Raw genomic sequence first — 12,543 nt, forward strand, 5'->3', positions numbered from 1 at the left:
AAGTATATTATGAATGCTCGTATTTTTCAACGTCCGCTCTACATATATGGTAAAAAATAGAATCCACTATTACCTATTGTCATCAAATATAATCCACACTACACTCATTATTTTTTCACAAATATGGTAATATATATTACATCATTGATTGAATAAGAGGGTAAAAATGAATTTTATAAGTGATAAATCCATTAAAAAACTTCTCCATTCGTGGTATACAATGCTAAAGCATCGACATTTTTCGAAGGCTGAAGAAATCAAAATAACTCTATTAAAACATCAACGTAAAATATCAAAAAAACAGGAACTCTATTTACATTATCAGCTGATGCTTTTTCGGCATCAGCTCTGGATGAATCAGACAGAGGACTTAGAAAAAATTAAACATGAACTGATGCAGTACAAAGACCAAATGAACGATCAACTGCAATATTATTTTAACTTCTTTCTCGGTTTATACGAATCTTTAAAAAGCGATCAAAATGATGCCATTCATTATCTTGAAAAAGCAGAAGAAAAACTGCCGCTGCTAGACGATGAGCTAGAGGAAGCCGAGTTCCATTTTCGTACAAGTGGTGTTTATTATAACAACCGCTATTCGTTGTTATCGATTCGTCATGTTGAAAAAGCCATGGATATCTTTGCAAAGCACGGGGATATCCATAGCATTTATCGGTGCAAAATTGTCCTCGCACTTAACTTTAGCGATCAAAAAAAATATGAAGAAGCAGAAGCTCTTTTTATTGAGATCATCGAATACGTGAAAATCATTGATGATCAAGAACTGCTCGGTATCGTTTATTATGACGCTGGCTTTATTCAGTCGAGACAAAACCGTCACAAGAAAGCGCTGGAATACTTTAAAAAAGCACTTCATCTCCCAGCATACCGGAAGTCCGCACACTCCTATGTATCGTGCCTCTATGAAACTGTGCGTTCCTGTTATAAAGAAAATTTAACCGATGAAGGAATGAAGTATATTCAAAAAGGATTAAAAGAAGCCGTTGCTTCACAATTTGATATATTAAGAATCAAGTTCCAAATCTTATTTCTTCTTTACAGCCAAACGCCAAAGGCAGATGAGCAGATTGCAAGGCTCGTCACATGCCTTGAACGAAAAGAAGCTTGGATTGATCTTAAGGATCTGCTTGCCGATGTCTCAGATTTTTATAAAAAAAAGGGCGACTTTGAGCGAGCCGCCTTTTTTATCATGAGAGGCTGATGTCAGCCTGCTCGTTATCGAATTGTATTCACTAATCCAAGCATTTGATCACCCATCGTAATCGTTCTTGAATTCATCTGATAGGAGCGCTGTGTTGTCATAAGATCTGTTAATTCTTTAGACATGTCCACATTCGACGTTTCAAGTGCACCTTGCTGAAGCTGAATCGCTTGGCGGTTTGCTCCATTTAGTGCCGTTAATGCACCTTGATAAGTACCGTCAACTGAGAACAAATTATCTCCTTCAGAGACAAGTGCTGAAGAGTTATTGACTTGTACAACCCCTAAATTCACTTGCTGATTCGGTTGATTGTCTCTTGAAATGGCTGTTAGACGTCCATTTTTATCAATTGAAATATCACGGAAATTCGCATTTAAGACGATTTCATTTCCGTTTTCATCAAGAATCGGATGGCCTTCGCTAGTGACAAGCTGCACTTGATTACGATTATTGCCTGGCTGTAAGTAAAGAGAACCGTCTCTTGTATAACGAATATTACCGCCGGCATTGACCTGCATATACTGAGATGGCGCTCCAAATGCAACATCAAGATCACGACCTGTTTCTTTAATCGAGCCTTGCAGAGAGTTAATGGACGCATTGACCATCGTACCCGTCCCAAGCCTTAGCCCATCAGGTGTCAGACGACTGTTTGCCACCTGTGCATTTTTTTCATCCACTTGGTTGAACTGTTGTCTGATCAGCTCTGAGAAACGGGTATTTTTCGCACGGTACCCTGTTGTTTCACTGTTCGCGATGTTATTACTGATAATATCAAGCTGCTTTTGTACTTCGTTCATTGATACAGCTGCATTGATCATCGTTCTAAGCATGAGAATCCTCCTTTCTTTTTCATTTCTTGATTAGTACACTCTGCCGATTTCATTCACTGCTTTTTCTAAGCTTTTATCATACGCCTGAACCACTTTTTGGTTTGTTTCAAATGCTCGATAGGCGGTTGTCATTTCTGTATATGATTTCGTCACATCCACGTTCGATAGCTCCGATACACCTTGACTTAACGTATAGGACATTTGACCGTTATTGACTGCGCTTGGCAGGGGCTGGTTATCAGCTGTACGGTATAAATCATTTCCTTCTCTCGCTAAATTCCTTGTATCCATCGCAACACGCACATCAATTTGCCCGAGATTTTGTCCATTTTCACTCACAGTTCCATCTGCATTCACTTTGAAATTCTCACTCTGAACCGTAATTGGCTGACCTGTGACAGAAAGAAGGGCACGTCCATTGATAGTCAACTGATTTTGTGCGTTCATTGTAATCGAGCTACTTTTCGTATAACGAACGCCTTCTGGGGTATTGACCGCATAAAAGAGCGCTGATTTCTGATTGGTCTCCGGGTTGATCGGCACATTATTTTCGACTAGTGCGACATCCGTTGTTTGATCTGTTGTTTTTAAAGTTCCTTGTGTAAATTGAGGGATCAGTTCCTGCATATATGTCCCCGTATTAATGCCGCCAATCGGCGTTTGCTGCGGAACACTAAAACCTTTGCCTGAGGAAGTTTGAAAACGTCCTGACTCCATTCGGCTTAGCAGCATTTCTGGAAATGCCCGCATGGTCCCCTCATCCGCTTTATATCCTGGCGTATTCGCATTTGCGATATTATTTGAAAGCATTTCTGTCCGCCGCTCTTGAGCGATCATGGCAGATGTTGCGGTATATAGTCCTTTTAACACGTGCTCACCTCATTAAAATTCTTTCACATGACCTAAACACAATCTTCTATGAAATATATCGGCATATTTGCAGGGTTCTTTAATAAAAATCCCCCATTCTTTCGAAAAAGAATGAGGGACATCATTAGCTGAGTTTACGCTTTGGCAGCTTGTCCATATTATCAAGCATGACGCCAGTACCAACAGCTACACAATCCATCGGATTCTCAGCAACGAAAACTGGTACTTTCAGCTCTTCTGCAAGCAATTGATCAAGCCCGTTTAGAAGAGCTCCGCCACCTGTAATGATGACGCCGCGATCAATAATATCAGCTGATAATTCAGGCGGTGTTCTCTCAAGAACTTGCTTCGCAGCCTGAACAATCGCAGATACAGATTCACGCAATGCTTCTTCTACTTCTTTGCTTGTGACGGTAATCGTTCTTGGTAATCCTGTCACCATGTCTCGTCCACGAATTGAAATCTCTTCGTGACGTGCGTCTGGGAATACCGTTGCAACTTGGATCTTAATATCCTCAGCCGTGCGTTCACCGATCAACAGCTTGTACTCTTTTTTAATGTAGTTGAGAATTTCCAGATCAAATTTGTCTCCAGCCATTTTAATAGAAGAGGCGGTTACAATGTCACCCATTGAGATGACAGCGATATCTGTCGTTCCGCCTCCAATATCTACGACCATGTTTCCACTTGGCTGAAAAATATCCATACCAGCACCAATAGCTGCTACTTTTGGCTCTTCTTCAAGAAATACATGCTTACCGCCGCTTTTTTCAGCAGCTTCTTTGATCGCCTTCTGCTCAACAGATGTAATATTTGTTGGGCAGCAGATGAGCATACGCGGCTTAGAGAATAGCCCTTTCACATTTAATGAGTTAATAAAATGCTTGAGCATCGCTTCAGTTACTTCAAAATCAGCAATTACGCCATCTTTTAATGGACGAATCGCAACAATATTCCCAGGCGTACGTCCAACCATACGTCTAGCCTCTTCTCCAACAGCCAAAACTTTCCCGCTGTTTTTGTCAAGAGCTACAACAGATGGTTCATTTAACACAATTCCTTTTCCTTTGACATGAATCAGTACATTGGCAGTACCAAGATCAATTCCAATATCCCTAGCAAACATCTATATATATCCTCCTTGAAAATCTGTTTCCATAGCAAATACCACATTCTGCCCTAATTATATATTCTATCATAATTTGCAGAAAAAAAGATATTTCTTTACAAAAGTCTTTACAAAATTTGTGGTTAGAAACTACCGATATGAGGAAGATATATATATCATGTTTATGAACAAAGAACTAAACTTATTGTTTCACAGGCTCGCCTTCTAAAATTTCTTCTTTTTTATACTTTAATTTAGTGGCTTCTCCCCCTCGCAAGTGGCGGATTGATTTATGATAATCCAGTATCTCCTTCACTTCATTAGCCAGATCTGGATTAATTTCTGGCAGTCTTTCTGTTAGATCCTTGTGTACAGTACTTTTAGAGACTCCAAATTCTTTCGCAATTACACGAACGGTTTTCTTTGTCTCCACGATATACTTTCCTATCTTGATTGTTCGCTCTTTGATGTAATCGTGCACACCACTCGACCTCCCTAAAATGGATGTGAGAAGTGTGAAATGAGATTCGTATCAATATTATCCATTTTCAGAGGCGCTTGTTCGTCTTAATTTCTCATCCATTAGGTAGTAAATGCCAAACACGATCCCTCACCTCAAACACTCTCTTTGTCAGGTTTGTAACAGTGTATTAGCATTGCATAGGGAATATGCTAAAAATGAAGATGGGACAAGGGATTTATCAGAAAATGCAATCATTTCGAGTGGCGAAAATTTTCACTTTACAAGAATGGGTCGAGCACGTAAAATAGAAAAGGTGATTTTATTTACCTAGCTAAATATTGAATAAAGGTGAGCATATGGATACGTTAAATAGAGAGTGTTTACATCAAATACACCAAAGCGCACGCCTGCTGTCTAAAAAGGCGAACGAAGCGCTTGCTGCTTATGACTTGTACATGTCCCAATGGACTGTACTTTTTTGTTTGGATACATTCGGCCCGAAAACCCAAAAAGACATTTGGACATATTTGAACGTCGAAGCCCCAACCATTACCCGAACCGTAACCCGTCTAGAAGCAAATGGCTGGGTGCAACGTGTACAAGGAAAAGACAAACGTGAAAATCTGATCGTGATGACAGATGATGCTAAGGCCCGATTTGAAGAAATCAAACGTACGATGGAACAATTTGAAGAAGAATGTCTTTCAGATCTCACCCACGAAGAAAAACAACTCCTCCATACACTTTTACACAAATTATCAACTGAATAGGAAGTGACATACATCATGAACGAACGCATTTGGACGAGAGACTTTATCATGATTGTCCTGGTGAATTTATTTACGTTCACCTCTTTTTATGCCCTTTTAACCTTGCTGCCTATTTACACAATGGATGAACTAAATGGAACAGAATCACAGGGCGGTCTCCTTGTGACGGTCTTCTTATTGTCCGCCATTGTGACAAGACCGTTTTCTGGAGCGATTATTGAGAAATTCGGTAAAAAACGGATGGCGATTTTCTCCTCAACGGCATTTGCCTTACTCACTTATTTATACATCTCAATTGATCAATTCCAAACACTTCTCATGCTGCGTTTCGTGCAAGGCATCTTTTTTAGCATTTTGACGACAGTAACCAGTGCCATTGCGGCAGATATGATTCCAAAACATAAACGCGGGGAAGGACTCGGCTACTTTGTCATGTCCATGAACCTCGCTGTGGTTATCGGTCCATTTATCGCACTCAATCAAGTAGGAAAAGTAGGATTCCATTCCTTATTCCTTCTTTTTTCCATTATCGTTACCATTGGTGCCGCTTTTACGATGCTGATCAGACAGCCAGAGCTTGAAGATGGGGGTAGTGTCGTCTTCCGATTTACTTTTTCTCATCTGTTTGAAAAAGGTGCATTAAAAACAGCGGCGGTCGGCATCATTATTTCATTCTGTTATTCGCCGATCATTTCATTTATTTCAGTCTATGCCAATTCCCTTCACTTGATGGGGGCAAGCAGCTATTTCTTTATTGTGTTTGCGGCAGCGATGCTTGGATCACGTCCATTTACAGGCAGACTTTTTGACCGAGTAGGACCTCACATTGTGATCTATCCTTCGATTGCTCTTTTTGCGATTGGTTTATGGATGCTGACAGCTACACATTCAGCTACAATGCTTCTTCTATCAGGTGGTGTCATTGGACTTGGCTATGGATCGCTAGTACCATGTTTACAAACACTTGCCATTCAGCACTCACCAGCTCACCGTACAGGCTATGCGACGGCTACTTTCTTCACTTTATATGATACGGGTATTGCTGCTGGCTCATTTGTATTTGGTCTTCTTGTCAGCTTCACAGACTTTTCAAATGTATATCTCATTGCAGGTATTGTTGTCTTGCTCAGTATGATTGTTTTTTATTGGAGCGAACGAAAGCCCCAAGAAGCAAAAGCACAGAAGGTCTCCCTATCAGAATAGGATTCTATTTTAAACTTCAACGGAAACATGCTAAAATATAGGATGTTTCAAATAAACGATTATTTGAAAAATAGTTGGCATTAAGCGAAGGTATAGGTGATGTTTTGAATTACGAACTGTTTAAAGTGATACACGGGATGGCTCATCATTCTGAGTTTTTAGATCAGGCCATGATTTTCATTACGAAAAAGGCCATTCTTGTGTACGCCCTTGTCTTATTGATTTGCTGGTTTTTAGGTAATCACAAATTTAAGAAGCATGTCTTCTTTTCCGGTGTAACGGGCATCGCGGCACTTATTGTCAATTTTGCGATTACACTGTTTCATTATGAGGAGCGACCGTTTGTGGCGCATAAAGTCGACACACTCATTCCGCACTCAGCAGACGCTTCCTTCCCAAGTGACCATACAACAGGTGCACTGGCTCTTTCACTTGCCATTCGATCTCGTAATAAAAAGCTTGGCAACATCTTGCTCGTCTTTGGATTACTCACAGGATTCTCCCGCATCTGGGTCGGTCACCATTATCCACTAGATGTTTTAGGCAGCTTGATCGTATCCATTGTGGTCGTGTTTATCATGAATAAATTATGGAAGTTCTTTGACTCTCCAATTGATCGCATCGTCACTTTCTATGAGACAATTGTAGGGAAAATATTCAGAAGGAAGCAAAAGGATCAGGGCTCTGACCTGTCTAACTCTTAAGCGGCTTGCGATAACGTGATGAAGAATCTTCTTCCACTTATCGCGCCGCTTTTTTTATTGAATGTCCTCCTCTGACCTTGTTCGAAAAATAAAGACTGACACCGATGCCGATAAGGGAAATGATAATCAACGTCCAACCTAACTGCTCAAAATGTGGACCAGCAATTTCATCCCCAAACAGCATACCGAGAACAGCAGACGATAGAATAGAACCAAGGTAGCGGCATGTTTGAAAAAGCCCAGAGGACGTGCCAATCATATGCTGAGGGCTTGCCTTGAGCATCGCAGCTTGTAGCGCAACATTTCCAATCCCGTAACTAAGTCCAAGCAGCGCTAGAACCAGCCCTTTTCCCCATAATGGTGCCGGAATAAAAAAGAAGGTCATCGCAGACGCCCCAGCCAGCATCAATACCGCACTGGCTAATACCGGATGGCGTTCATCCCCGCGGTCCACCCACTTTCCCGTCAGCGGAGAGATAATGATGCTCACCCCAGACATGCAAAGCATAAAAAGACCCGTCATTTCCACACGCCAGCCTAATTCATCTTGGAAATAGCTCGGCAAACCAAAGAAAAGACAATAGAAAAAGATATTTAAAATGATAAATTGCACATACACGAGTGAAAGCCGCTGCTCCTGTCTGAACATCCGAATTTGAATAAACGGTTCATCCACCTGATACTCCCACCAAATAAAAGCGCCTGCACTCACGAGACAAAGAATCCCCTGTACATATTGAATGCCATGACCTAGTGATAATAAAAACGAAAGCAGAAGGACAATACAAACTGTAAAAAGCAACATGCCTGGCAGATCGAGCTTCCGTATCGTTTCACCTATACGTAGCTTTCTCTTTTTCTGCTCCTTTGGAAACAAAGATAGTCCAAGAAAGAAGCTGATCAAAATAAAAGGCAGATTCACTAAAAAGATAGCCGGCCAGCCACCGATTGTCATCAAAAAGCCGCCAAGTGTCGGTCCAAGCGCCGTCATCGCTGAAGCAAAAATGGACAATACCGCTAACGCCGATGCCTGCTTGTCTTGAATATGATCCCGAATGAGTCCGACACCAGAAGGATAAATGGCACTGCTCCCAATTGCCTGCAATAGCCGGATCACAATCAGCACCGCAAACGTCGGGGCAAACGGCGCACAGATGGCTGAAACCGCCACAAGACCCAGTCCGAATAAAAATAATGTTCTCCGGCTCATCACATGATCCCCAATCCGGCCGCTCACCGGCTGCGTCACCGCACTAGCTAAATAAAAAGACGAAATAAGCCAAGATACAGTCGTAAATGACAAACCGAATTCATGTTGGATTTGATGCAAGGCCAAAGAAATCATTGAGGAATTCAACGGATTTAACATCGTCCCAAAGGCAATAGCAGTTAAAAAAACTTTTCGGTTGTCCCTCCACTTCTTCATACACCGACCCCCTCTTTATGTTCTGGCATGTTTCCTTCCGTTATTATGAGATTCATTTCCCTTTTTTACCCTGATCAATTCAAGTTCTCTCTTGGAAAAGCAAGACATACATTTTAAAAAGGGCGAGTGTTGGAAAAACACATATGAAATTGAGAATATGAGGAACAAATGGTAAGATGCTACACATATTTAAAAGCCTACTTTCTCCTTATATGGAGAACGGCTGAAAAGGAGGAGAAGCTTATTATTAAGAAAAGACGGTTTTGGGTCCCAGCCCTTTTCTCGGTTGCAGTATTACTTCTGTCTTCGTGTGGTTCAAATGAAACAAATGGGAACGGAGATAAACGTAATTCTACAGCGAAAGGGTCGCCAATTTTGGAGGATGGAAAATTTATATTTGCAGCATCAGGTGAATTTCACCCGTTCAGTTACATGGATGGAAATCAGATGTCAGGCTTTGATATCGATGTAGGCAATGCGATCAGTGACAAACTAGGCCTTGAGCCTATACAGAAGAAATATAAGTTCGCAGGCATCGTCGAAGGTGTGAAATCAGGAAAATTTGATGCGGCAGTTGCAAGTCATACCATCAATGAGGAACGAAAAAAACACGTCCTTCTTTCTAAGCCCTACTACTACTCTGGTCCGCAAATTTTCACAAGACCTGGAGCAGACATTCAACATGCTGATGATTTAAAAGGCAAAGAAATCGCTGTTTCAAAAGGCTCGTCCTACGCTGATATTGCAAAGGAACATAGCGGGCAGGAACCAAAATATTACGACAGTGATGTAGTCGCTTTAGAAGCACTAGCAAACGGAAAACACGATGCAGTCGTGACGGATTTCGCCACAGGTGCAGAAGCCATGAAGAAAAAATTAAAGATCGAAGCGCAGGAAAGACTCGGACAAAGCGAGCAGGCAATTGCTGTATCTAAAGAAAATGAACAGCTCATAAAAGAGATCAACGATGCGATTGACGCATTAAAAAAGGACGGAACATTAAAACAAATTAGCGAGAAATACTTTGATGAAGACATCACGGTCAAACAAAATTAAAACCACGATTGTGCGCCTTTTTTAGGCGCACTTTCTTCAAATGGAGATGATTGTTTTGCCTACCCTATCACATTTTTTTCAGACGCTGATTGATTCAAGAGGTATTTTTTTAGAAGGAATGCTACTCACCTTACAGCTCACTGTGATCAGTATCTTTATCGGCATGTTCATCGGGCTCTTCTTTGCTTTATTGAAAATATCACGCGTGACTGTCTTCGGTTATATCGCCAACGCCTATATCTTCCTTGTACGCGGCACACCACTGATTGTTCAAATTTTCATCCTATATTTTGGACTGACAGAATTAAATATCCCCGACTTCTGGGCCGCTTCCATTGCGCTCGCCTTTCATAATGGAGCGTATATAGCAGAAATATTCAGAGGCGCCATCCAATCGATCGATCAGGGACAAAAAGAGGCAGGACGCTCTCTTGGCATGGGACGTTTTCTAACAATGAGACGCATCATTCTCCCGCAAGCGATGCGACGCGCCCTCCCCCCTCTTGGCAACCAGTTCATTATCGGCTTAAAAGATTCATCACTCGCCGCCTTTATTAGCGTCAATGAACTATTTAACGTCGCCACGACCCAAGGCTCAAACAGCTTTGACAATATGACCTATTTACTTGTTGTAGCCGTCTATTACTTAGTTCTTGTCCTGCTGTTAACATTCGCTGTCCAAACCTTTGAGAAGAAACTATCAGTCAGTGACCATTAGGAGGAGAAACATGACAGAATCAAAGGAACTCATTCGTGTTGAAAAACTCAATAAACACTTCGGAGAACTGCATGTTTTAAAGGATATCGACCTCACTGTTTATGAAAATGATGTGGTCGTCTTAATTGGAGCCAGTGGCTCTGGAAAAAGCACCTTGCTCCGCTGTATGAACTTTTTAGAAATCAAAAATGATGGAGAAATCATCATTGATGGGAGTCCTGTTCACCCAAAACGCGATCAATTAAACGAGATGCGGCAAAAAATAGGCATGGTGTTTCAGCATTTTAACCTCTTTCCGCATAAAACTGTGCTTGAAAACATCATCGAGGCGCCTGTTATGGTGAAAAAAACAAAAAAGACTCAAGCTGTATCAGAAGCCAATGTCCTGTTAGAAAAGGTCGGACTTGCGGATAAAGCCAACGTATATCCTTCTAAGCTATCAGGCGGTCAAAAGCAGCGTGTGGCTATTGCAAGAGCTCTCGCCATGAAACCAGATGTCATGTTATTTGACGAACCTACGTCTGCCCTCGATCCAGAGCTTGTAGGCGAGGTACTGCAAACAATGAAAAGTCTCGCAAAAGAAGGCATGACGATGGTTATCGTCACACATGAAATGGGCTTTGCGAAAGAAGTCGCCGATCGTGTCGTCTATATGCACGAAGGCCGTATCGTCGAAGAAGGCACGCCATCAAAATTGTTCGATTCTCCTCAAGAGGAACGAACCAAAGTCTTTCTCAGCTCCATTTTATAGGTCAAACGCCCTTTATTTGTCGTGCTCAATGCACGTTTTTTCTCATATTTCACGAACTTTTCATCCATTTATATTGAATATAACCAAAAACCATGTAAGATTAACTTACATGAATATGTTATATATGACTTTTCTCTCTATAATGAGGAATTAAGAAATCAATTAATTCTGAATGATTCAGGGGGAATGCAGCATGCAAATGGGTGATACAGTATTTATGTTCTTCTGCGCACTACTTGTGTGGTTAATGACACCGGGTTTAGCCTTATTCTACGGAGGACTCGTGAGAAGTAAAAACGTCTTAAGTACAACCATGCACAGCTTAACTTCACTAGCGATCGTGTCTATCGTATGGATCATGTTCGGCTATTCCTTGGCTTTTGCGCCAGGCAATGCATGGATTGGAGGCTTAGACTGGATTGGACTAAAAGGCGTTGGCTTTGAACCTGGTTCCTACAGTGAGACCATTCCACATTCATTGTTCATGATGTTCCAAATGACCTTTGCCGTCTTAACAACAGCCATCATCTCAGGTGCCTTTGCTGAACGAATTCGTTACTCAGCGGTCGTCGTGTTTACACTCCTTTGGGTCACATTTGTATACGCGCCAGTCGCACACTGGGTATGGGGCGGCGGTTGGATTGGCGAAATGGGTGCACTCGACTTCGCTGGAGGAAACGTGGTTCACATTTCATCAGGTGTTGCAGGTCTAGTCGTAGCGATTGTGCTCGGGAAGCGTAAAGAAGCAGCAAGCTCTTCTCCTCACAATTTGATTTATACCCTTCTTGGCGGAGCTGTCATTTGGTTTGGATGGTTTGGCTTTAACGTTGGAAGTGCTCTTACCTTAGACAGTGTCGCAATGTATGCCTTTATTAACACCAATACAGCTGCTGCTGCGGGAATCATTGGCTGGCTGTTAGTCGAGTGGATGATCAACAAAAAACCGACCATGCTCGGCGCGATTTCTGGAGCCATCGCAGGTCTTGTGGCAATTACACCTGCCGCAGGTTTTGTCACACCTTTTGCTTCTATTATCATCGGAATCATCGGCGGCATCGTGTGTTTCTGGGGAGTCTTCTCACTCAAAGCCAAATTTGGCTATGATGATGCACTAGATGCATTCGGACTTCACGGAATTGGCGGGACTTGGGGAGGAATTGCAACAGGGCTTTTCGCAACAACCTCTGTCAATGACGGCGGAGCCAATGGCTTATTTTACGGAGATCCCAGCTTACTTTGGAAGCAAGTCGTCGCTATTGTTGCCACTTATGCCTTTGTAGCTGTTGTGACATACGTAATCATCAAAGTGGTCAATCTCTTCTTTAAGATTCGCGCAACCGAAGAAGAAGAATCAGTGGGTCTTGATTTAACCATGCATGGGGAAAAAGCTTATCAAGATTAATGAAAAAGGGGTGTCTC

General features: G+C 41.9%; 13 protein-coding genes. 8 read left to right on the forward strand and 5 right to left on the reverse strand.

All coding sequences use genetic code 11. The annotated features are described in order from the left end of the window. Positions 1 to 166 precede the first annotated feature (166 nt). The gene (locus MHI11_RS18475) at positions 167 to 1,222 is read left to right on the forward strand and encodes a tetratricopeptide repeat protein (protein ID WP_340961987.1); all 1,056 of its coding nucleotides are present in this window, start codon (positions 167 to 169) and stop codon (positions 1,220 to 1,222) included. A 14-nt stretch (positions 1,223 to 1,236) separates the two neighbouring features. Here the strand turns inward: MHI11_RS18475 and MHI11_RS18480 are convergent, their stop codons facing one another. The 4 genes from MHI11_RS18480 to spoIIID all read right to left on the reverse strand — a co-directional run bounded on the left by MHI11_RS18480 (position 1,237) and on the right by spoIIID (position 4,514). Continuing rightward, positions 1,237 to 2,055, reverse strand: a complete 819-nt coding sequence (locus tag MHI11_RS18480; RefSeq protein ID WP_106071348.1) for a flagellar hook-basal body protein — start codon at positions 2,053 to 2,055, stop codon at positions 1,237 to 1,239. A gap of 30 nt (positions 2,056 to 2,085) precedes the next feature. Continuing rightward, positions 2,086 to 2,925 carry a flagellar hook-basal body protein gene (locus MHI11_RS18485; protein WP_003215293.1) on the reverse strand — a complete coding sequence of 280 codons (840 nt, stop codon included), beginning with the start codon at positions 2,923 to 2,925 and terminating at the stop codon, positions 2,086 to 2,088. Between the two features lie 124 nt (positions 2,926 to 3,049). Next, positions 3,050 to 4,051 (reverse strand): cell shape-determining protein Mbl, encoded by a 1,002-nt coding sequence (gene mbl, locus MHI11_RS18490; RefSeq protein WP_012011515.1) that lies wholly within the window; start codon positions 4,049 to 4,051, stop codon positions 3,050 to 3,052. A gap of 184 nt (positions 4,052 to 4,235) precedes the next feature. Beyond that, entirely contained in the window at positions 4,236 to 4,514 is a 279-nt protein-coding gene (gene spoIIID, locus MHI11_RS18495; RefSeq protein WP_008343327.1) for a sporulation transcriptional regulator SpoIIID, read from the reverse strand. Between the two features lie 338 nt (positions 4,515 to 4,852). Here spoIIID and MHI11_RS18500 point away from each other — a divergent pair, with 338 nt between their 5' ends. From MHI11_RS18500 to MHI11_RS18510, 3 genes are all read left to right on the forward strand, one after another. After that, positions 4,853 to 5,266: a MarR family winged helix-turn-helix transcriptional regulator gene (locus tag MHI11_RS18500; RefSeq protein ID WP_340961988.1), complete on the forward strand. Its 414-nt coding sequence runs from the start codon at positions 4,853 to 4,855 to the stop codon at positions 5,264 to 5,266. A 15-nt stretch (positions 5,267 to 5,281) separates the two neighbouring features. Then, on the forward strand, positions 5,282 to 6,469 hold the full coding sequence (locus MHI11_RS18505) for an MFS transporter (RefSeq protein ID WP_044140116.1): 1,188 nt from the start codon (positions 5,282 to 5,284) through the stop codon (positions 6,467 to 6,469). 104 nt (positions 6,470 to 6,573) lie between these two features. Further along, a complete protein-coding gene (locus MHI11_RS18510; protein ID WP_044140370.1) occupies positions 6,574 to 7,173 on the forward strand; it encodes an undecaprenyl-diphosphatase in 600 nt (199 codons plus the stop codon). A gap of 37 nt (positions 7,174 to 7,210) precedes the next feature. On the opposite strand, the gene MHI11_RS18515 is transcribed toward MHI11_RS18510, so the two are convergent. Beyond that, positions 7,211 to 8,599: an MFS transporter gene (locus tag MHI11_RS18515; RefSeq protein ID WP_106066107.1), complete on the reverse strand. Its 1,389-nt coding sequence runs from the start codon at positions 8,597 to 8,599 to the stop codon at positions 7,211 to 7,213. Positions 8,600 to 8,767: 168 nt separating this feature from the next. Between MHI11_RS18515 and MHI11_RS18520 the strand changes: the two genes are divergently transcribed. The 4 genes from MHI11_RS18520 (at position 8,768) to MHI11_RS18535 (ending at position 12,526) form a co-directional block, all read left to right on the forward strand. After that, a complete protein-coding gene (locus MHI11_RS18520) occupies positions 8,768 to 9,655 on the forward strand; it encodes a transporter substrate-binding domain-containing protein (protein ID WP_106067011.1) in 888 nt (295 codons plus the stop codon). A gap of 40 nt (positions 9,656 to 9,695) precedes the next feature. After that, positions 9,696 to 10,373 (forward strand): amino acid ABC transporter permease, encoded by a 678-nt coding sequence (locus MHI11_RS18525; RefSeq protein WP_106066105.1) that lies wholly within the window; start codon positions 9,696 to 9,698, stop codon positions 10,371 to 10,373. Positions 10,374 to 10,383: 10 nt separating this feature from the next. Beyond that, entirely contained in the window at positions 10,384 to 11,124 is a 741-nt protein-coding gene (locus tag MHI11_RS18530; protein WP_044140122.1) for an amino acid ABC transporter ATP-binding protein, read from the forward strand. 193 nt (positions 11,125 to 11,317) lie between these two features. Continuing rightward, positions 11,318 to 12,526: an ammonium transporter gene (locus MHI11_RS18535; protein ID WP_044140123.1), complete on the forward strand. Its 1,209-nt coding sequence runs from the start codon at positions 11,318 to 11,320 to the stop codon at positions 12,524 to 12,526. The last annotated feature ends 17 nt before the right edge of the window (positions 12,527 to 12,543 follow it).

This window comes from Bacillus sp. FSL K6-3312 (assembly GCF_038007485.1).
GTDB classification, from domain to species: domain Bacteria; phylum Bacillota; class Bacilli; order Bacillales; family Bacillaceae; genus Bacillus; species Bacillus pumilus.

Excerpts from the sequence above, each read along its gene's own strand:
- MHI11_RS18475 (WP_340961987.1), top strand. The coding sequence starts at position 167 with ATGAATTTTATAAGTGATAAATCCATTAAAAAACTTCTCCATTCGTGG.
- MHI11_RS18480 (WP_106071348.1), bottom strand. The coding sequence starts at position 2,055 with ATGCTTAGAACGATGATCAATGCAGCTGTATCAATGAACGAAGTACAA.
- mbl (WP_012011515.1), bottom strand. The coding sequence starts at position 4,051 with ATGTTTGCTAGGGATATTGGAATTGATCTTGGTACTGCCAATGTACTG.
- MHI11_RS18500 (WP_340961988.1), top strand. The coding sequence starts at position 4,853 with ATGGATACGTTAAATAGAGAGTGTTTACATCAAATACACCAAAGCGCA.
- MHI11_RS18505 (WP_044140116.1), top strand. The coding sequence starts at position 5,282 with ATGAACGAACGCATTTGGACGAGAGACTTTATCATGATTGTCCTGGTG.
- MHI11_RS18515 (WP_106066107.1), bottom strand. The coding sequence starts at position 8,599 with ATGAAGAAGTGGAGGGACAACCGAAAAGTTTTTTTAACTGCTATTGCC.
- MHI11_RS18520 (WP_106067011.1), top strand. The coding sequence starts at position 8,768 with ATGGTAAGATGCTACACATATTTAAAAGCCTACTTTCTCCTTATATGG.
- MHI11_RS18525 (WP_106066105.1), top strand. The coding sequence starts at position 9,696 with ATGGAGATGATTGTTTTGCCTACCCTATCACATTTTTTTCAGACGCTG.
- MHI11_RS18530 (WP_044140122.1), top strand. The coding sequence starts at position 10,384 with ATGACAGAATCAAAGGAACTCATTCGTGTTGAAAAACTCAATAAACAC.
- MHI11_RS18535 (WP_044140123.1), top strand. The coding sequence starts at position 11,318 with ATGCAAATGGGTGATACAGTATTTATGTTCTTCTGCGCACTACTTGTG.